At 36.0% G+C, this 20,671-nt stretch carries 17 protein-coding genes; 2 read left to right on the forward strand and 15 right to left on the reverse strand.

Features of this window, described 5'->3' with window-relative positions; all coding sequences use genetic code 11:
• Nucleotides 1-63 precede the first annotated feature (63 nt).
• The 3 genes from D0T56_RS14245 to D0T56_RS14255 all read right to left on the reverse strand — a co-directional run bounded on the left by D0T56_RS14245 (nt 64) and on the right by D0T56_RS14255 (nt 3,267).
• The gene (locus D0T56_RS14245; RefSeq protein ID WP_163320833.1) at nt 64-765 is read right to left on the reverse strand and encodes a GDSL-type esterase/lipase family protein; all 702 of its coding nucleotides are present in this window, start codon (nt 763-765) and stop codon (nt 64-66) included.
• 72 nt (nt 766-837) lie between these two features.
• Nucleotides 838-2,310 (reverse strand): NADPH-dependent glutamate synthase, encoded by a 1,473-nt coding sequence (gene gltA / locus D0T56_RS14250; RefSeq protein WP_163320834.1) that lies wholly within the window; start codon nt 2,308-2,310, stop codon nt 838-840.
• Nucleotides 2,311-2,484: 174 nt separating this feature from the next.
• Nucleotides 2,485-3,267 (reverse strand): sulfide/dihydroorotate dehydrogenase-like FAD/NAD-binding protein, encoded by a 783-nt coding sequence (locus D0T56_RS14255; RefSeq protein WP_163320835.1) that lies wholly within the window; start codon nt 3,265-3,267, stop codon nt 2,485-2,487.
• A 703-nt stretch (nt 3,268-3,970) separates the two neighbouring features.
• On the opposite strand from D0T56_RS14255, the gene D0T56_RS14260 reads away from it, so the two are divergent.
• Nucleotides 3,971-4,762 (forward strand): M48 family metalloprotease, encoded by a 792-nt coding sequence (locus D0T56_RS14260; protein WP_163320836.1) that lies wholly within the window; start codon nt 3,971-3,973, stop codon nt 4,760-4,762.
• Nucleotides 4,763-4,839: 77 nt separating this feature from the next.
• Here the strand turns inward: D0T56_RS14260 and D0T56_RS14265 are convergent, their stop codons facing one another.
• The 5 genes from D0T56_RS14265 to polA all read right to left on the reverse strand — a co-directional run bounded on the left by D0T56_RS14265 (nt 4,840) and on the right by polA (nt 11,380).
• Nucleotides 4,840-5,391 (reverse strand): NAD(P)H-dependent oxidoreductase, encoded by a 552-nt coding sequence (locus D0T56_RS14265; protein WP_163320837.1) that lies wholly within the window; start codon nt 5,389-5,391, stop codon nt 4,840-4,842.
• Nucleotides 5,392-5,603: 212 nt separating this feature from the next.
• Nucleotides 5,604-6,383 (reverse strand): radical SAM protein, encoded by a 780-nt coding sequence (locus D0T56_RS14270; protein ID WP_163320838.1) that lies wholly within the window; start codon nt 6,381-6,383, stop codon nt 5,604-5,606.
• A 19-nt stretch (nt 6,384-6,402) separates the two neighbouring features.
• A complete protein-coding gene (locus tag D0T56_RS14275) occupies nt 6,403-6,867 on the reverse strand; it encodes a YqaA family protein (RefSeq protein WP_163320839.1) in 465 nt (154 codons plus the stop codon).
• Nucleotide 6,868: 1 nt separating this feature from the next.
• Entirely contained in the window at nt 6,869-8,584 is a 1,716-nt protein-coding gene (locus D0T56_RS14280) for a YfhO family protein (RefSeq protein WP_163320840.1), read from the reverse strand.
• 27 nt (nt 8,585-8,611) lie between these two features.
• Nucleotides 8,612-11,380, reverse strand: coding sequence for a DNA polymerase I (gene polA / locus D0T56_RS14285; protein WP_163320841.1), 2,769 nt, complete (start codon nt 11,378-11,380; stop codon nt 8,612-8,614).
• A 99-nt stretch (nt 11,381-11,479) separates the two neighbouring features.
• On the opposite strand from polA, the gene D0T56_RS14290 reads away from it, so the two are divergent.
• Complete coding sequence (locus D0T56_RS14290; RefSeq protein WP_163320842.1) at nt 11,480-12,451, forward strand: polyprenyl synthetase family protein; 972 nt, start codon at nt 11,480-11,482, stop codon at nt 12,449-12,451.
• A 517-nt stretch (nt 12,452-12,968) separates the two neighbouring features.
• Here D0T56_RS14290 and deoC read toward each other — a convergent pair.
• The 7 genes from deoC to mnmG all read right to left on the reverse strand — a co-directional run bounded on the left by deoC (nt 12,969) and on the right by mnmG (nt 20,033).
• Nucleotides 12,969-13,841, reverse strand: a complete 873-nt coding sequence (gene deoC / locus D0T56_RS14295) for a deoxyribose-phosphate aldolase (protein ID WP_370458811.1) — start codon at nt 13,839-13,841, stop codon at nt 12,969-12,971.
• Complete coding sequence (locus D0T56_RS14300; protein WP_163320844.1) at nt 13,841-14,167, reverse strand: nucleotide pyrophosphohydrolase; 327 nt, start codon at nt 14,165-14,167, stop codon at nt 13,841-13,843. The genes deoC and D0T56_RS14300 overlap by 1 nt, the downstream gene beginning before the upstream one ends.
• Nucleotides 14,168-14,183: 16 nt before the next feature.
• Entirely contained in the window at nt 14,184-14,636 is a 453-nt protein-coding gene (gene dtd, locus D0T56_RS14305) for a D-aminoacyl-tRNA deacylase (protein WP_163320845.1), read from the reverse strand.
• A 112-nt stretch (nt 14,637-14,748) separates the two neighbouring features.
• Entirely contained in the window at nt 14,749-15,324 is a 576-nt protein-coding gene (locus tag D0T56_RS14310; protein WP_163320846.1) for an HdeD family acid-resistance protein, read from the reverse strand.
• 80 nt (nt 15,325-15,404) lie between these two features.
• Nucleotides 15,405-17,228, reverse strand: coding sequence for an excinuclease ABC subunit UvrC (uvrC, locus tag D0T56_RS14315; RefSeq protein WP_163320847.1), 1,824 nt, complete (start codon nt 17,226-17,228; stop codon nt 15,405-15,407).
• Nucleotides 17,229-17,232: 4 nt separating this feature from the next.
• Complete coding sequence (locus D0T56_RS14320; protein ID WP_163320848.1) at nt 17,233-17,763, reverse strand: adenine phosphoribosyltransferase; 531 nt, start codon at nt 17,761-17,763, stop codon at nt 17,233-17,235.
• Between the two features lie 395 nt (nt 17,764-18,158).
• On the reverse strand, nt 18,159-20,033 hold the full coding sequence (gene mnmG, locus D0T56_RS14325; RefSeq protein WP_163320849.1) for a tRNA uridine-5-carboxymethylaminomethyl(34) synthesis enzyme MnmG: 1,875 nt from the start codon (nt 20,031-20,033) through the stop codon (nt 18,159-18,161).
• Nucleotides 20,034-20,671 lie beyond the last annotated feature (638 nt).

Genomic DNA, 20,671 nt, shown 5'->3' on the forward strand with positions numbered 1-20,671 from the left:
CCTTCGATACTCTCAGGATGACAAAATTGAATAAAACGAAAAAGTCTAGACGGTTTCATTGTTTTATTGTCCCGATATTTTATCTATTGCTTCTTTTATCAGCCTTTCCATCATTTTATACCCCTCTCCGGTAACATGAACCCCATCGGTGGTATATTCGGGTTTCATACCCCCGTTAGCATCAACCATAGCCGAATAATAATCTACATAGTCCATATTGTTATCCTTAGCAAATGCTCGGATATCCATATTCAAAGCCGCCACCTTTTCGGGAGTATTAGAAACAGTTGTTCTCCAATGAATCCTAGCAGCAGGAAGTGTTGATGTAAGAATGACTTTGATTCCATTTGCAACAGCAATGTCTGCCATCGACTTGATATTGTTTAACGTAAAGTGATGATCATACGAACCTGCATTTTCGGCTATATCATTGATTCCTCCATTGATAACAACTATTTCGGGATTCAAATTCACCACATCATTTCTGAATCTCAACAAAAATTGAGAAGTAGTTTGTCCGCTTATTCCTCTGCCAACATAACTATTCGAACTGAAAAAATCAGGGTTGCTTTTCACCCAACCTTCTGTTATAGAATTGCCGAGAAAAACAGCCCTGATATTCATATCTGATTTTTTACTAAATTCTTCGTTCTGCTCCGAATAACGCTTTATATTTGCCCAATCTTTACTATTTGTTTGAGCATAAACCGTTGTCAGTGAAAATAATGCAACTAACAAATGGAAAATAACTTTTCGTGTTTTCATAATTTCAGTCGATATCGGAAACTTTCTCAATAGTCGAAATCAGAACGCAGAAACAATCTCTTACATTGTTTTTTATCCTTTCAGTGCTTCGTCCATTGCCGCTGCTGCTTTACGTCCATCGCCCATAGCGAGAATCACGGTAGCACCGCCACGCACAATGTCACCTCCGGCATATACGTCAGGAAGATCGGTTCGCATTGTTTCTTCATTGATAACAATGGTTCCCCATTTGGTTACTTCAAGTCCTGCAAATGTGGAAGGAATCAACGGATTTGGAGATACGCCCACACTCACTATCACTTCATCTACATCTATCCATTCGGTAGCACCTTCAATGGCAACCGGACGACGACGACCCGAAGCATCAGCTTCTCCCAATTCCATCTTCTGAAGTTGCATACGGCATACTTGCCCTTTCTCATTTCCTTCGTATTGAATAGGGTTGTGAAGGGTCATAAATTCCACACCTTCTTCTTTGGCATGTTTCACTTCCTCCACACGGGCAGGCATTTCTTCTTCCGAACGGCGATAAATGATCATTGCTCTTTCTGCTCCTAAACGACGGGCAGTACGAACCGAATCCATTGCTGTATTTCCGGCTCCTATCACAGCAACTTTTTTACCCGTTTGAACCGGAGTGTCGCTTTCCGGATTGGAGGCGTCCATCAAATTCACACGAGTTAAGAATTCGTTGCTCGACATCACGCCAATCAGGTTTTCTCCCGGAATATTCATAAAGTTAGGAAGACCTGCTCCGCTGGCAACAAATATGCCTTTGAAACCTTCGGCATGCAAATCTTCGTGACTGATTGTTTTACCTACAATACAGTTTTTCATAAATTTCACGCCTAGTTTTTCCAAAACACCTATCTCAACATCTACAATTTCGTTGGGCAAACGGAATTCGGGAATACCATATTTCAAAACACCGCCTATTTCGTGCAATGCTTCAAAAACAGTTACGTCATAACCTCTTTTTGCCATATCTCCCGCAAACGACAATCCGGCGGGACCTGAACCCACCACAGCAATTTTTATACCATTGCGTTCAGGAATTTCAGGTATGGATATTTGTCCGCTCATTCGTTCATAATCGGCAGCAAAGCGTTCCAGATAACCGATAGCCACAGGCTCTTTTTTCATTTTTTGTATATAGATACATTTGCTTTCGCATTGTTTTTCCTGAGGACAAACACGACCGCAAACAGCAGGTAAGGCACTTGTTTCTTTCAGCGATTTGGCAGCTTCCAAAAACTCGCCTCTTTCTATATTTTTTACGAATGTAGGTATATCAATTTCAACAGGACAACCGGTCACACAAGTAGGATTGGCACAATCCAGACAGCGTGCAGCCTCGAAAAGTGCTTGCTCTTCTGTTAATCCACGGTTTACTTCTTCCTTCAGTTGATGGCTTCTGTATTCAGGATCAAGTTCCGTCATGTGCACTCTAGGCCTGTCGGAGCGTTCTTTTGCTTTTAAACTCCTACGCAGCTCATCTCTCCATTCTTCGCTGCGTTTCTGCTTCATATATTCTTGTCTTGTCATTATTTCAGTTTTCTATTATAGTTTATCGGAGAGGGCAGAGCCCAGTCCCTACAATTATGTTTTTTTGTTTTGTCATGTTGAACGCAGTGAAACATCTAAAAAATACAGATCCTTCGCTATACTCAGGATGACAATTATGAATAAAACAAAAAGTCTAGATGACTTTATTATTAATTAGTTGTATGCTCTCAATCTTAAAAGCATTTCGTCAAAATCTACTTGATGCGCATCAAATTCGGGTCCGTCAACACACACAAATTTTGTTTTACCGCCAACCGTTATACGGCAAGCTCCGCACATACCTGTTCCGTCAACCATTATTGTATTAAGGGAAGCCATAGTAGGTATATTATGCTTTTGTGTGAGAAGAGAAACAAACTTCATCATAATGGCGGGTCCGATAGTGACACACAAGTCCACTTTTTCTCTTTCAATAACTTTTTCTATTCCGTTTGTTATCAAACCCTGATTACCATACGATCCGTCGTCTGTCATAATAATAAGTTCGTCGGAATATTTAGCAACTTGCTCTTCCAATATGATAAGGTCTTTTGTGCGGGCGGCCAAAACCGATATAACCCGGTTGCCTGCTTTTTTCATTGCTTCTATGATGGGAAGCATAGGGGCAACCCCTACCCCACCTCCGGCGCAGATAACTGTCCCGAATTTTTCTATATGTGTGGCTTTACCTAACGGACCTACCAAATCGGTAACATAATCTCCTGCTTCCAGGGCACAAATTTTTTGGCTCGATCTGCCAACATCTTGCACAACAAGTGTTATTGTACCTTTTTCAATATCCGAATCGGCAATAGTTAATGGTATACGTTCACCTTTTTCTCCAATTTTTACTATCACAAAATGCCCTGCTCTGCGGCTGCGGGCAATAAGTGGCGCTTCGATCACCAATTTTACAACTTTTGGCGAAAAATATTCCTTTTCAATAACTTTATTCATAGTGTTTAATCGATTATCTTACAAATTTACATCATTATTTTTATATTACGAACATATTGTATGAATTAGTTTCCTGTTACAAGTAAACGAGTAGACAAGATTCTAAATAAGATTGTTGATATCCTGTTGATAAGTGTTGATATTTATTGAAAAAAATTGCTTGCATTATTCAATTCTCTTCTTGTATGCAAAATCATTTCTATTTTCAAAATTTAAAAGCCGGATTATTTCAATAATTATTCAAAAGATTACTAACATGCTTTTATGCAATAAAGCTCAAAATAATATTAACAACGTAGTTTTTCAACAGGATATTAATAAAGTTTGTAACTCATAGATAAACAGCACAAATCGTAACCATACTTTTGTTAATAGAACGCTAATATCGTAATTCCTATTTTTAATAAGAGAATTTGCAAGATATTTAACATTAAAATATCAACAGTTTCAACAGGATATTATCATAAACATAAATTTATTTAAAAAAGAAATATATAATATATATAATAAATTGTTGAATGAAACTGATTTTGTATGGATGTGAAAACCGAATGAAATAAGTATCTGAATTTTTAAATATTAATACTAAATTTTATTTATATTTGTCATTCAATTTGTGATATGGTGTTGGTGTGTTGCCTCAAGTCAAACACAAATGTAGGAGCTTTTACAAACTATATAATATTTAATTTATACTTTATTTATGAAAAAAATTATTTTAACACTAGGACTTATTTTGTCTTTTAGCTTGGTAGCGAATGCACAATTTGGAAAGATAAAAATTGACAAAGCTGTAGGTGCAGCTGTAAAAGGTGCTCAGGCTTTCACTCTTACCGACGAGCAAATGGCTGCCTATTGCGCCGAATATGTTGTTTGGTTCGATAAAGAATATCCTATTTGCAGCACAACAGACAAAGATAAAGGTATGAGAGAATGTGCCGAAAGACTTGAAAAAATTGTTGCTCAAATTCCTATCAAAGAAGTAGACGGTTTGAAACTTGACATTAGAGCCGGATGGGTTGTTAATATCAATGCCTTTGCTTGTGCTAATGGTAGCATACGTGTTTTTGCAGGTTTGATGGACGTTATGACTGATGATGAGATTATGGCTATAATTGGTCATGAAATTGGTCACATTGCTAACAAAGACTCTAAAAACGCGTTTAAAACTGCTCTTTTAACTTCTGCTCTTAAAGATGCTGCAGGAGCTGCCGGCGGTACTGCTGCTCAACTTTCAGAATCGCAAGTTGGTGCGTTAGGTGAAGCGTTGACAAATGCACAATATTCTCAAAAACAAGAAACTGCTGCTGACAAGTATGGTTTCGAATTTATGAAGAAATGCAAGAAAGATCCTAAAAACATGGCTTCTTCGCTAGGTGTATTATTGAAAATTCAACAAGAAGCCGGTGCCGGTGGTACTGATGCTGTGAACAAATTATTTTCAACTCACCCTGATCTTGACAAGCGTATTGCTAACTTGAACAAATTGAAATAAGATTTCTCAATTTTATATGAAAAATATAAAGGGCTGTATCATTGCGATATAGCCCTTATTTGTAAATTGTAGCTTAGTTATACTGTTTCCTTTACTTTTTCGAGAAACTGCTTTCTGTTCTCTTCCGGTCCGTGGGCTGTTTTTTCGCAATTCATCCAAGCAATGTTTTTAAAGCCTACGGGCGAAAGCATGTCTTTTATGATGTGTTGCTCCACCGCCAGCCTGAAAGCTTCCGTAGGGCTCTCGGAAGTGGTGATTAAAAGGGTTTCTTTTATGTCGAGTAGAGCATTGAATCCACCTACGTAATTGTGAGAAAAATTTACCAGCAAAACCTTATCGAAAAATCCTTTCAAAATTGCCGGCATGGTGTTCCACCAGTTAGGAAACATAAAAATCATTTTATCCGATTTTTTTATCATTTCTTGATATTTTCCTACGAGTGGATCTTTGTATCCTCCTTTCGAGTAGAGGGCAAGTTCTTCTTCTGTGAAAACCGGGTTGAAATTATCTTTATGCAGATCAATTACCTGATAAGCAGTATTTTCTTGTTCATATTTTTCGGTGATAGTGTCAAGAATTGCTTTGTTGAAACTTCCATGCCAAGGATGTGAAAAAACTATTGTTACCATGTTTGTTTTAATTTTAATATAGAAACCGTCTAGACTTTTTCGTTTTATTCAATTTTGTCATCCTGAGAGTATCGAAGGATCTGTTTTTTTAGATGTTTGACTCGCTTTCGCTTCGTCGATTGTTAATTCACTACGTTCAACATGACAAAAAATCAAAAATTAAGTATAATTTAAAAAGTCTAGACGGTTTCATAGTCTTATTATTTTATTGATTATCCTGCTACATTTATTTTTATTCCTAATTCCTTTACCCTCTCCCCTATCCTATTTAGTTCCTCTTTAGATACTTTTTCCAGATTTTTTTCAGGAGTTTCTCTATCAATTGTATAAATCATTACTTCTTTCGGATTTGTTTCCTTTACAATTTTTAGCCAGGCTTCTATTTCTTCCTTGGTTGTGTTGTCTACAATTTTCCCGTCGTGTGTTCCTTTCAGAAACATTGTCTGTAAGATGAAATCACCATCAAATTTTTTGAATAGTTCCACCTGTTTTTCAATACTATAATTTTTCGATGCCGGACGGTCTATTAGTTTCACAGTTTCCGGGAAAGCAGAGTCGAGTTTTAAGATGCTGTTTTCTATTTTCCTGAGGGCATCAAATACTTTATCCTTGTCGATGTGCATTGCATTTGTCAGGACACTGATTTTTGCATCCGGAAAAAATTTATTTCTCAGCTTGATGGTGTCATCTATTATTCCGGCAAATTGAGGATGAAGCGTTGGTTCACCATTTCCGGCGAATGTGATAACATCAGGAACGATGTTTTCGGAGACGAGTTTTTCTAATTTATGTTCGAGGGCATCTCTCACGTTTTCTCTGCTGGGAAGAGGCGTTTTAGTTCTGAAGTCTTTGTTATATCCACATTCGCAGTATATGCAATCGAATGAGCATACTTTTCCGTTGTAGGGTAAAAGATTTACGCCTAACGAAGTTCCCAAACGCCTGCTGTGGATGGGACCGAAAACTATTTCATCAAAAAGTATTGTTGACATTTTTTCTTTATATTGTTTGTTACTGCATAAAAGGTAGCCAATCACTGCCTATTTTCCATAAGTACATGACAACTACATACCTGCTGAATTTTCCGGCCAACATGCTTAAAGTTACCAAAGTGAAGTTGGCTCTCATATATCCTAGTGCAACAGCCATCAAGTCGCCAACGAAAGGAACCCATGTAAAGAATGCCATAAATGCGCCTTTTCCTTGCAACCAGGCATGCATTTTATATATTTTTTCGGGAGGTATTTTCAGGTATTTTTCTATCCATTCTATCTTACCCAACCTTCCCAGAAAATAGTTTGTCATGCCTCCTAACCAATTTCCGAGAGTTGCAATAAGTATGCAAGGCCATACGCTTAAACCTGCGATAAGTAGTCCGACAAATATGAAATCGGAACTGAAAGGCAATATGGTAGCTGCCAAAAAACAAGCTAAAAATAGACCTATATAGCCGTATTGCATCAGAAATTCGAGCATGTTATTCTGTTTTTTTCTTTTTTTTACCGGTCAAATATACAAACAAACACAGTGCCAATATAGATATGCCGGTAATATATAAACTTATTTTTTGAATAAAAGTTCCTCCATACCATAATTTTAACTGACCCGATTCTTCTGCAGAAATTTCTATCAGGCCTTCGTTGCTTTCTTCCACAGGAATATTTTTTCCGTTCATTGTGGCCGAGTAGCCTTTATAATACAATTTAGGAAATTCTATATTATCCTTTTCTTTTATGGTTATGTTGTAAGTGTAGACCCCTACCCCATCGTCTTCCGAAATCTTTTCTACGATAGAATTTTTTTCTGTTTTTATTTCTTTGCTTCTATCATACATATATTCCGTGTTGGGAAATCTTACACTCGGATAACTGGGAAATTTGTGTGAAACATATTCCAGATTGCCCAAATGGAAATTATTGTCTGTTATTGGTTTAGGATTTCTTATAGTATTGTTTTGATTTAGTTCATAGTTTAGATCTGGTGAGTTAAGATAATTGTAGCTGTTTATCGTTATTAAAACTAACGAAGCTGATATTATCACTCCCATTGCTATGTATTTGTATTTTCTTTTTTTGATAAGCACAGACAGGTACAATCCTCCTGAAACGGATAACAAGAAAGTAGAAAATTCGAGTAGCCTCCACGGAAATTGTATGGTGCTGATCAATGATAAAGGAAATCTTGCCCAAGGAACAAAACTTGCTGTCAATATTATGCAGATTAATCCTATAATTGTGCTGATATCGGCACTTTTCAGGTATTTATTTTCCGATTTTTTGATAAAAATTCTTGATATTACCATTATTGTCAGTATGATTCCTATTCCCGGTAAAAATTCGAACTGATTTGGAGTGAATCCTCCTGCCATTCCTTTTAGAATTGTTGTTATCGGCAATTTTTCGTTGTAAGGCATCTTACTGTTCAGATAAAATTCGTTCGACAGCATTTGTTCAAACATGGGGAAAATTGCATACGCAACAATGGGAATAGTTACCAGGCCTGCTATTATCAGGTATTTTATTCTTGCGGTGTTTTTGAGAAAATCTTTGTAATATATTATTATAAAGATAATTACGAAAATAGCCGTCATGAATGAAGATAACAGGTGCGACAACAATAGCAATGAAAACCCGATGGTGAGGATATACCATTTTTTGTAGTCTCCTTTTATCACTTCGTACAATCCTAAAAATACGATTGGCAAAAATGTAAAGGAGATCGCCTCACCTAAAGCAGATCTGTTGTAAAGATCGAACAATCTGTAATACGAAAAAGTGTATACTATGGCCGAAATGTAGGCAGCAAAATTATTGTTATATACTCTTTTGGTCAACTTGAATGTGAATAAACCACACAAAAAAGTTATAACAAAAATCAGAGATTTATATCCTATGGCGATACTTGTATATTTGGCTATCAGCGCAAAAGGTATCAGCAGAAAATCGGAGTAAAACCATTTTGTAGCATATCCCATTCCATTTGCCGCGCTGTTGTCTATGTAGACAGGAAAAGTTCCGTTGCTTAGCGATTCTATCAGTGCGCCGATTCTTCTGTAATGAAAATTTACATCATCCCCTATTTGATATAGTTTGTTTTCGGGATGATAGCAGAAAATCATCAGAATGGATAGAAAAGCTAATATTAGTAGAAAAAGAATGAAATGCTCATTCTTTTTCTTTTCGTTGATCATCATATTTATAATTAAAAGTATTTGATTCGTTTAATGCGCTTCGAGCCAGTTTTTGCCTTTTCCTGAATCAATTTTTAAAGGAATGGATAATTTTACTGCATTTTCCATTTCTTCTTTAACAATATGTTCCACGTGTGACATTTCTTCATTCACTACATTAAAATTCAATTCGTCATGCACTTGAAGTATCATTTTCGATTTGATATTTTCTTTTTCAAATCTGTCGTAAATATTGTTCATTGCTATCTTTATGATGTCGGCTGCACTACCCTGTATGGGCGCGTTAATAGCGTTACGCTCAGCATATCCACGTACTGTGGCATTGTGTGAATTGATATCCGGAAGGTATCTTTTTCTGCCCAAAATTGTTTCAACATAACCTTTTTCTTTGGCAATTTTTATACTTTCGTCCATGTATTCTTTCACTTGCGGATAAGTTTCAAAATATCCGTCGATAAGTTCTTTTGCTTCACTTCTGGGTATGGTGAGACGTTCGGCAAGACCAAAAACGGAGATGCCATATATAATGCCAAAATTTGCAGTCTTTGCTTTTCTTCGCATATCGCTGGTGACTTCGGTTATTGGTTTCTTGTATATTTTTGCTGCTGTTGCTGCGTGAATATCTTCACCACTGTTAAATGCTTCCAACATATTCGGGTCGTTGCTCAAGTGCGCCATTATCCTGAGCTCGATCTGAGAATAGTCGGCAGAATAGAAAGTGCAGTTATCATCCGGAATAAATGCTTTTCTGATTTCCTTGCCTTGCTCGTCTCTGATGGGTATATTTTGAAGATTCGGGTTACTCGAACTTAAACGTCCTGTTGAAGTAACAGTTTGATTATAAGATGTGTGTATCTTGCCATCCAGTTTGTTTATCAATTGTGGCAGAGCATCTATATATGTGCTCAACAATTTTTTAAGTCCACGATATTCTAAAATTTTGCCTACTATCGGATGTTTATCTTTCAGGCTTTCCAGCACTTCTTCACTTGTTGTATATTGGCCTGTTTTGGTTTTTTTAGGTTTTTCAACGATCTTCAATTTTTCGAACAACACCTCCCCTACTTGCTTTGCCGAGTTTATATTGAATTCTAATTCAGCAAGTTTATGAATTTCTGTTTCAAGTTTTATCAATTCTTTAGTAAGAGTTTCCGACGATTCTTTCAAGGCTTGTCTGTCTAGTTTCACTCCGGTATATTCCATATCGGCAAGCACATAAACAAGAGGAAGTTCAATTTCGTACAGAAGTTTTTCGAGTTTGTTCTCCGCAATTTCTTTTTCCAGTATATTCTTCAATTTCAGAGTTATATCGGCATCTTCACAAGCATAGTCGCATATCTTGCTTTGAGGAATATCCCGCATATTGAGTTGGTTTTTTCCTTTTGCACCAATGAGTTCGTCTATATGGATGGTTTTGTAGTTCAGGTAGGTTTCGGCCATGTAGTCCATGTTGTGTCTCAATTCGGGATTGATCAGATAATGGGCAATCATGGTGTCGAAAAGTTTACCTTTTACGTTTATTCCATATTTTTTCAATACGATGATGTCATATTTTATATTTTGTCCTATTTTACATATTTTTTCATTTTCCAATATTTCCTTGAAAATTTCGGCTTGTTTTCTTGCTTCTTCAAATTTTGGAGAAATGGCAACATAATAGGCTTCATTTTCTTTAAAAGAGAATGACATTCCTACTAATTCGCTGCTAATCGGGTCAACTCCGGTGGTTTCGGTGTCAAATGATACAAATTCCTGATCTAAAATTTTCTTCTTCAAATTGATCATATCTGTTTCATTATCAATGAATTCGTAGTTATGATCAATGTCGTTTAACTCTGTGAGATTTGAATATTTTTTTTCTTCCTGAGTATTTGTATTGAATTCTTCAAACAGAGAAGTTTGAAATGGGGTAGGGGACTTGATATTTTTCTCCTCTTTTTTCAACACACGATTTATTAGTGTACGGAATTCAAGTTCTTCAAATAATTTTTGAATTTCATCTTCGTTGATTTCTTTTCTCAGATATTCGTCTTCTTTGAATTCGATTGGCACATCTGTTTTTATGGTTGCCAAAAATTTTGAGAAAATGATTTGTTCTTTATTTTCTTCAAGTTTAGTTTTTAGGCTTCCTTTTATTTTTTCAGTATTTTCCAGAATATTTTCAATTGATCCGAATTCTGAAATTAACTTTTCTGCGGTTTTTGGTCCAACTCCCGGACAACCCGGAATATTGTCGGAAGCATCTCCCATCAGTCCGAGTAGGTCTATCATTTGTTCGGTTGATGCAAGATTATATTTTTCTTTAATTGCATCCGAATCTAATATGTCGAATCCATTGCCGGCAAATTTTGGTTTATACATAAATATGTGCTCACTTGTCAACTGACCGTAATCTTTGTCGGGAGTCATCATATATACGTCAAATCCTTCTTTTTCGGCTTGTTTAGAAATTGTTCCGATCACATCGTCGGCTTCATATCTGGGAACTTCTACTATCTTAATGTTGTAAGCATCAATCACTTGCTTAATAATAGGCACAGATTTTCTTATATCTTCGGGTGTTTCTTCACGTTGAGCTTTGTAATGTTCGTAGGCTTCGTGACGGAAAGTTCCTCCGGGAGGATCGAATGCCACCGCAATATGAGTGGGATTTTCTTTGCGAAGTAATTCTTCCAGAGTATTTACGAATCCGAAAATGGCTGATGTATTTTGTCCTTTCGAATTTATTCTCGGATTTTTTATGAATGCATAATAGGATCTATATATCAAAGCATAAGCATCTAAGAGAAATAATTTCATAATTTTTGTATTTATATATTATTTAAGTACGTAAAGTTACAAATATTTGTGTCTGTATGCCGAAATATTTATAAATTTGCATTTCAATGATAATTAGCTATGAATAAAAGGCTTCTCATTACAAAGCCCATTGCTCAAGAACTGGAAAAATTTGATACGTTATATAGAAGTTCTATATCGAGTCAAAATCCAAGAATCCAGGAAATTATAGAATATTCCTTTAAGTCGGACGGAAAAAAAATTCGTCCTACTTTGTTGCTTCTTGCAGCCAAGGCTTGTGGAGAAATTAATGATACAACTTATTCTGCTGCAATAACTTTAGAGTTGTTGCATACCGCTTCTCTGATTCATGACGATGTTGTGGACGAATCGATGCTTCGAAGAGGACGCCCATCTATGAATGCCATTTACGATAATAAGGTGGCAGTTTTGGCCGGCGACTATTTTCTTTCGGCTGCTCTCATTAAAAGTGTTATGACTCAGAACTTTGAAATTATTTCGGAGGTATCAAAATTGGGTCGGAATTTGGCAGAAGGAGAATTGAACCAGTTGTCTTTGGCAAAAGAAATTATTATTGATGAAGACCAGTACTTTGAAGTGATCAGGAAAAAGACAGCATCTCTTCTTTCAATTTGTATGAAGGTTGGGGTTCTTTCTACCGGAGGATCTCAAAGTGATATAAATTTGTTTGAGAGGATAGGGGAGTACTTCGGTATTTGCTTCCAACTGAGAGACGATATTTTCGACTACTTTTCTAACGATGTTGGCAAGCCAACCGGTAACGACATAAAGGAAGGCAAAGTGACACTTCCTCTTTTGTATGCTTTGAAAAATGTACCGGCTGAAAATTCGGCACAAATGTTCGATATTATTTATAAATCAGATTTTTCTGATGAAAATGTTGAACAATTAATCCAATTTGCACGGTCTAATGGTGGGGTAGAGTACACTTACTCTAAAATTGATTCATATAAAACTAGAGCTATTGAACTTATTGAGGAAGTATCTAATAATTCTATAAGAGAAACCTTAATTGATGTACTTGATTTTATAATTGATCGAAAATTCTGATTCAGCTCTGTCAATTTCTTTTTATTTCCTTTCTTTAGATGCTTTTATGTTGTATAGATTTTAATTAATGCAATCTATATTAAATTATTGTTATTAGATTTCATCTATTCAAATTTCTTCTCTTTTTACTTATTATTTCGGTATATCATTACACTTTTTTGAAATGATATTTAATCCTATCTTTTCTTTTTTGATTATTTTTTGTTTTTCATTTTTACCTTGTAACTAATAATAGTTTTCTATATATCTATTATTATAAATAAAAATTATATTTTTAAGTATTCGTTTTTAATTTGTAATATCAATATATTCAGAATAATATTAATTATATATTTATAATGTAGTATAATTACTGAATTTATATTAACATATATATTGTCTATATGTTACTTTCATTTTTCCTTCTGTTTCTATAATTATTTTTGATTGGAGACAAAAAAAGAAGTGATATTTCTATCACTTCTCTATAAAAATATTTGTAAGTATTTTCCTTTTTCAGTGGTGCATAATTTCTTGTTTACTTAATTTTTTCAAGGAGATTTTTTGCCAATCTGCTTGCTCCGATTCTGAAAAGTTCGCTGTTGCACCATTCTTCGCCCAAGACAGATTTTACGATGGTGAAATATTTTACGGCATCTTCTGTTGTGGCTATTCCCCCTGATGCCTTGAAGCCAATTTTCTTTCCTGTCTTCTCTGAATATTCTTTTATGATGGAACACATAACGTATGCAGCTTCCAAGCTGGCACCTTCATAAACTTTTCCGGTAGATGTTTTCAAAAAATCTGCGCCTGAATATATAGACAGGACAGAGGCTTTCGCAATGTTTTCTGCAGTTTTAAGTGCTCCTGTTTCAAGTATTACTTTCAGGTGTGCTTCTCTGCAAGCATGTTTTATTTCATCTATTTCTTCACAGAGTTCTTCGTAGTTTTCGTCGAAAAAGTGACCCAAATTCATTACTATATCTATTTCTTCCGCTCCACTGGCAACGGCGAGTGCTGTTTCGGCTATTTTCACTTCCGAAAAAGTTTGTGAGCTGGGAAATCCTCCGGACACACAGGCTATTCTGACATTCTGTGCGGTCAATGCTTCTTTTACGGTTTCGGCAAAATTTGGGAATACACATATAGCAGCAACGTTGTCAACTTCTGGCATCGAGCCTTCAAAATCGTTTACACTTTCGGTAAATTTCCATACACTTTCGCGCGAATCGGTAGTGTTCAGTGTAGTTAAATCAATACATGAATAAAGTAGCTTATATGTCTCTTTATCATCGTTTTTATCGAAGTTTTCGGCAATAATTTTGTCTACGGCTGTTTTGACTTGCAAATCGTCTAAAGCAGTGTTGTATTGTTTCAAAGCATCCAGATATTTGTTCGAATTTTCCATAATCACTTTAATTTTGAATTATTTATATGTCTGTCTTTATCTCTTGTTGTTTTCTTTTCCATATTCTTCCTGAAAGCCTCTGTTAGGTCTATTCCCGTTTGATTGGCAAGGCAAATAAGCACCCACATCACGTCGGCCATTTCATCGGCTAAATTCTTGTTTAAATCGCTCTTTTTGAAAGATTGATCTCCGTATGTTCTGGCCATAATTCTAGCCAATTCACCGACTTCTTCGGTGAGTATTGCCATATTGGTGAGTTCGGAGAAATATTTTACACCGTATTCTTTTATCCAATTGTCTACGGTTGTTTGGGCTTCTTTTATCGTCATATTTCGTATTTTCAGGCTATTCTCGCATCTTTGAATCTATAATTATGGTAACAGGTCCGTCGTTGATTAGTTCTATCTTCATATCGGCTCCAAATTGACCCGTTTTCACCGGCTTATTTATCTTGTTTGAAAGGTTTTCGCAGAAACTTTCGTAAAGCGGTATGGCTATATCCGGTTTTGATGCTTTTATGTAGGATGGCCTGTTGCCTTTTTTGGTTGATGCAAACAAAGTGAATTGCGACACCACCAGCATATCGGCATCAGTTTCCATACCCGATTTGTTCATTACTCCGTTTTCATCGTCAAATATTCGAAGGTTGACAATCTTGTTGCATAACCATTCTATATCATTCTGATTATCAGAATCTTCTATTCCCAATAGAATTAATAGTCCTTTTTCGATGGAAGATTTTATTACATTATCTATCTTGACAGAACTTTTCTGTACTCTTTGTATAACTACCCGCATTTATCTATGTTCTAAAGTCTTTTATACAAAAATATAAATTAAATTTGGTCTAAATAAATAAAGCCGTATAAACAAAAGTCTATACAGCTTTATTTATCTTATTTTTAGATAATTATCTCCTCAATTCTTTATTTAAAGCCCGAAGTTGAAATGCCAGGTATATCCGGAAAATTCCGTAGGTCAGAAATGCAAATCCTATTATCCATACTATCACAACGCTTGTGAATGCGGGGCTTATTATGAATATGAACGACAAGATGATGCCCAAAATGGATAAAAGTAACGACCATCCCCATCCCTTAGCACCGATCCGTTGCAAGTCTATCGATGTTGCCATCCCCCAAATGGAGCGGAACATCACCCAAAATCCCACGAAAAAAGCCAGAATTGTAGCTATTGATGCGGGTGGGAGGGATAATAAAATGACTCCGAATAGCAAATCAATTATCCCGCTGGTAAGTGTCCATCCCCATCCATGTAAAGAATTTTTGTTTGAAACAGCGAAGATTATTTCGAATAACCCACTGAATAAAAAGCTAATAGCAAAAAAATATGAGAAAGTTATTATTGTACTTAGCGGATTGGCTATACACCAAAATCCGAGCGATAGAACCACTATTCCGATGAGTAGAGATACCCACCAATATTTGATTTTGTTTTTTAAGTAATAATCTAAATTTCTTTTCATACTATCGTCGTTTTAAATTATTCATATTGATAATAAAACATTTGATAGTGATGAAATGTTGCCGAACGAGGGTTTTATTTTTAAATTTTATGAGGTCTGGTTGAAAAGTAATCGAATATTAATTTTGCCCTATGTTTTCCTACAACAGATTCAAGTTCTTGTATATCAGATTCTTTCATTCTTTTTATGCTCTTGTAGTGCTTCAACAATGCTTTTTTGGTTTCGGCCCCGATTCCTTTTATTTTATCCAGTTCGGAAGTCACCTGTCCTTTGCTTCTTTTATTTCTGTGGAAAGTAATGCCAAATCGGTGAGCTTCGTCACGTAAATGTTGTATAACTTTCAGAGTTTCAGAGTTTTTGTCTAGATATAGTGGAATAGAATCTTCCGGATAATATATTTCTTCTAGTTTTTCGGCTATTCCTATAATAGCGATTTTACCGTATAAATCTAATTCTTTCAGAACTTTGCAGGCAACGCTAAGTTGACCCTTGCCACCGTCAACAACAATGAGTTGGGGTAGGGGAGAGCCTTCCTCCAAAAGCCGATGGTATCGTCTGTATATAACTTCGGCCATTGTGGCAAAATCGTTAGGGCCTTCAACCGTTTTTACGTTGAAATGGCGGTAATCTTTTTTCGAAGGTTTAGCCATTTTGAAAACAACACATGCTGAAACCGGGTTAGTACCTTGTGTGTTGGAATTATCGAAACATTCGATGTGTATTGGCAGATCTTTCAGGTTCAGATCTTTCTGCATTGTTTTCAGTATTCTTGTATTTTTTTGTTCCGGATTCAGGCTGTCCGATCTTTTCAGTTTATCTATTTTATATTGTTTTACATTCTGCAACGAAAGGTTCAATAACTTCATTTTATCCCCTTTTTGTGGGATGGTGAATGTTGTATTACTCAGATTGATATCCGGATAATATGGAACTACCGTTTCTTTAGAGTTGCTTTTGAAGCGTTCGCGCATTTCGATAATACCCATTCCCAGCAATTCTTCCTTGCTTTCGTTGAGCTTTTTCTTATATTCGAACGTATATGCTTGAGTTATTGCCCCATTATTGAGGTGTAGATAGTTGATATAAAACGAGTTTTCGTCGTCAATGGCATTGAAAACGTCGATATTGTAGTTTATGTTACTGACAACAGTTGTTTTATTCTTGAAATTTTCGATTAATTCGTATTTATTCTTTACTACCTGTGCTTCTTCAAATTTCAATTCTGCTGAAAGGTTTTGCATTTCCTCGTACAGAGTTTTGCTCAATATCGAGATATTTCCTTTCAGGATTTCTTTTATTTCGCTTACATTTTTATTGTAATCATCAAGACTCTGAAGTCCTTCACATGGTCCGGCACATCTTTTTATATGATATTCGAGGCATACTTTAAATTTTCCTTGTGCAATGCTTTCCGGTGTAAGACGCAAATTGCATGTGCGTATGGGGTATAATTTGTGTATGGTTTCCAGTAAGGCTTTTATACTGAGAACCGATGTATAAGGCCCGAAATATTGTGAACCGTCTTTCAATATTTTCCTTGTTTTGAAAATACGTGGAAAATATTCGTTTTTGACGACAATAGAAGGGTAGGTTTTGTCGTCTTTAAGCATGATATTGTAGCGTGGTTTGAACTGTTTTATCAGATTATTTTCCAATAAAAAGGTATCTTCTTCCGTGTCTACAACGATGTATTTAATATCTCTTATTTTATTTACAAGAATACGTGTTTTTACGTTATCCTGAATTTTATTGAAATAAGATGAAACCCGTTTCTTCAGATTTTTAGCTTTACCTACATATATAAGTTTATTATTTTCATCAAAATACTGGTAACATCCCGGCTTTTGCGGAATATTGTCAATTATATTTTTAAGGTACTCTCTGTTTGATGAAAACTTATCCATAGCCTTATTTGTCAAATTTTATAAGCGATTTTACTTCTATATCTTTCGGAAACAACTCCATTCCTTTCAAATCCTCCAGTTCTATCAAGAAGTTGACATATATTTTCTTCACACCCATTTTCTTTACCAATTTATAAGCAGCAAGCATTGTTCCTCCTGTTGCCAATAGATCGTCGTGAATCAGAACCACATCATCCTCGTTCAAAGCATCCTTGTGTATTTGAATTGTGTCTAATCCATATTCTTTTTCATAGGTTTCTTCGTATGTATCGGCCGGTAGTTTTCCCGGTTTTCTGATAGGTATAAATCCTGCATTCATTTCAAGTGCCATGATAGGTCCCATGATGAAGCCTCTTGATTCGATGCCTACAACTTTTGTTATACCTTTTCCTTCATACATCTTTTTTAGTTCGAGAGATAACGCCTTCAATATCTCAGGATCTTTGAACATAGTTGTAACATCCTTAAACTGTATTCCGGGTATTGGAAAATCAGGTATATTTCTGACTGACGATTTTAAATTGTCTAAATTCATTTTTTTTGTCTTTTTATTTTCTAATTATCTTATTTATCAATATTTTAAGTTTTTGTTCCACGTGTAACAAGTCTATATTCCATTTCTGCTATCTCTCGTTTTCTTCCTTTTTCTTTCCACAATCTTCTTTCTTTATCTGATGTTCAAGTTTGGAAAGTGGTATAAGATAGGATAAACCAAAATCTAGAACAACTAGAAAAATACCTGTTTGTATTTGTTTCGCCGAAAATATGAGAAACATGATACAGTGAAAATTATTGCGAAAAGAAAACTTCCTTCAAATATTTTAAGGATAGCTTCGATGTTTACGCTGATCATAATTTCAAGCAGTGTCATTCTGTTATATATTGGTTTTTAATAAAATAACAAATTGTTCCACGTGTGACATTTCAAAATCATCTTCCCAGAAGAACGAGGAGGATGGATATGTCGTTAGGCGAAATCCCGGGAATTCGACTTGCCTGAGCAATTGTCTCCGGATTTATTTTACTCAATTTTTGACGAGCTTCTGTTGAAAGCGACAAAATACTATTGTAATCGAATTTGTTTTTAATTTGAATATTCTCAAGCCTGCTGATTTTGTCGGCTATCATCTGCTCTCTTTTTATATATCCGTCATACTTAATTCTGATTTCGACAGCTTCTAGTATTTCTTCTTTTCTGTTTGAAATTTTATTTATCTCTTCATCGAAAGCAGGGATTGAACCTTTAATGTTGTCTATCGTTATTTGCGGACGTGTAATTAAATCTTTAAGTTTTATTTTCTGCTTCAATGGGCTTGTGCCTAATTTTTCCAGAACAGGATTTATGTATTCAGGCTTTATCGAATATTCGGCTGTGAAATTATATATACAATCAGTTTCTGCCTTCTTTTCGTTCAAAAGGTTCATTCGTTCGCTTGTTGCTAGTCCTATGTTATAACCCTTTTCCGTCAATCTGAAATCTGCATTGTCTTGTCTTAGCAATATTCTATATTCTGCTCTTGAAGTGAACATTCTGTAAGGTTCGTCTACACCTTTTGTCACCAGGTCGTCAATAAGAACACCTATATATGCTTCGTCTCGTTTTAGTACAAACTCCGTACCACCATGGGTATTTATATGTGCATTGATTCCGGCGATGAGTCCCTGTCCGGCAGCTTCTTCATATCCTGTGGTTCCATTTATTTGTCCGGCAAAAAACAAATTCTTGATTTGCTTTGTTTCCAACGTATATTTCAACTGTGTGGGATCGAAGAAATCGTATTCAATTGCATATCCCGGACGATAGATGTGAATGTCTCTGAATGCAGGAACTTTTTTCAATGCTTCAATCTGTGTGTGGAGTGGGAGAGAAGACGAAAACCCATTCAGATAATATTCCTGAGTGTTTTCTCCTTCAGGCTCTAAAAATAATTGGTGAGATGTTTTGTCTGCGAAAGTTACAATCTTAGTCTCGATGCTTGGGCAATATCTTGGACCAATACTTTTAATTTGTCCGTTATAAAGGGGCGAATCGTCTAATCCATTCCTAAGCGTTTCGTGTACATTTTCGTTCGTGTATGTTATCCAGCAGCTAACCTGTTTTAGCGGTCTGGGTTTGAAGTCGAGATAAGAAAATTTGTGAAAATCGTTTTCTCCTTTTTGTTCTTCCATTTCTGAGAAGTGTACGCTTCTACCGTCAATTCTTACAGGTGTACCTGTCTTCATTCTATCAGTTCTGAATCCAATTTCTTTCAGTTGTTCTGTGATTCCGTAAGATGCAGGTTCGGAGATTCGTCCTCCGGTGATTTGGGCTTTGCCAATATGCAACAATCCGTTGAGAAATGTTCCTGTGGTAAGAATGACCGATTTTGCCGTGAATTCAACGCCCATTGCTGTGACAACTCCCCCTATGATATTGTTGTTAATGATAAGCGATGTAACGGAGTCTTGCCAGATGAACAAATTGTCGGTGTTTTCGACTATTTCGCGCCATTTTTCGATAAATTTTGCACGGTCGCTTTGTGCCCTCGGACTCCACATCGCAGGACCTTTCGACCTGTTGAGCATTCGGAATTGAATGGCCGTAGTATCGGTGACTATTCCCATTTGACCGCCCAAAGCGTCAATCTCCCTAACAATTTGTCCTTTTGCAATTCCTCCTACCGCAGGATTGCAACTCATTTGGGCGATTTTGTTCATGTCCATTGTTATCAACAAAGTTTTTGAGCCCATATTTGCCGAAGCTGTCGCTGCCTCACATCCGGCATGACCTGCACCAACAACTATTACATCGTAATTGAATTTCATTCTTAAATCTTTTTTTGTACAAAAATAAGATTTTATATTTAGATGTTTCCAACCTGTTCTTCCCAAGCTGTATATTTTACTTCTTTTTTCGTTAAATGGATGGGGTGCTGTCTATACACGGCAACGATAAATTTATACATCTGCAACTAAAGATTCCCCATATAAGCACACTTGAGAAGTAAAGATATTTTGATACGTTCGCCCTGTTTTTTTATGAAGAAGAAATATATCAGTACTTGTGTAGATTATGCGGATCAGGGGTTGAGATAAGTTGGATTAATTTCGACATTTTTCGGGTGGAGTTCTGCTCTGCCCCTACAATAATATCTCCTAGTAGGGGCGTAAAATCTTACGCCCGAATATTTGCATACATCGGGTGAAAAATTTTTCACCCCTACAACTGTAATTTTATCGTCCCCGTTCTCCGGGGTTTGTAACCTCGGAGTTATTATTTACCGGATTTAAAATCCGGATAGTAGCCAAGCATGGGATTGCAAATCCCGTGCGACAACAAGAATCTAAGCTCTATAGAATAGATCCTTCACTCTGTTCAGAAACAACGTTCGAGGAGCGAAGGCGACTCAATGACAAAAAGACACTGAGATTTACTTTTGGGACACTCTTGACGACAAAAAAAA

Origin of the sequence: Dysgonomonas sp. 520, assembly GCF_010501095.1 — a bacterium.
Lineage (GTDB): Bacteria > Bacteroidota > Bacteroidia > Bacteroidales > Dysgonomonadaceae > QVMP01.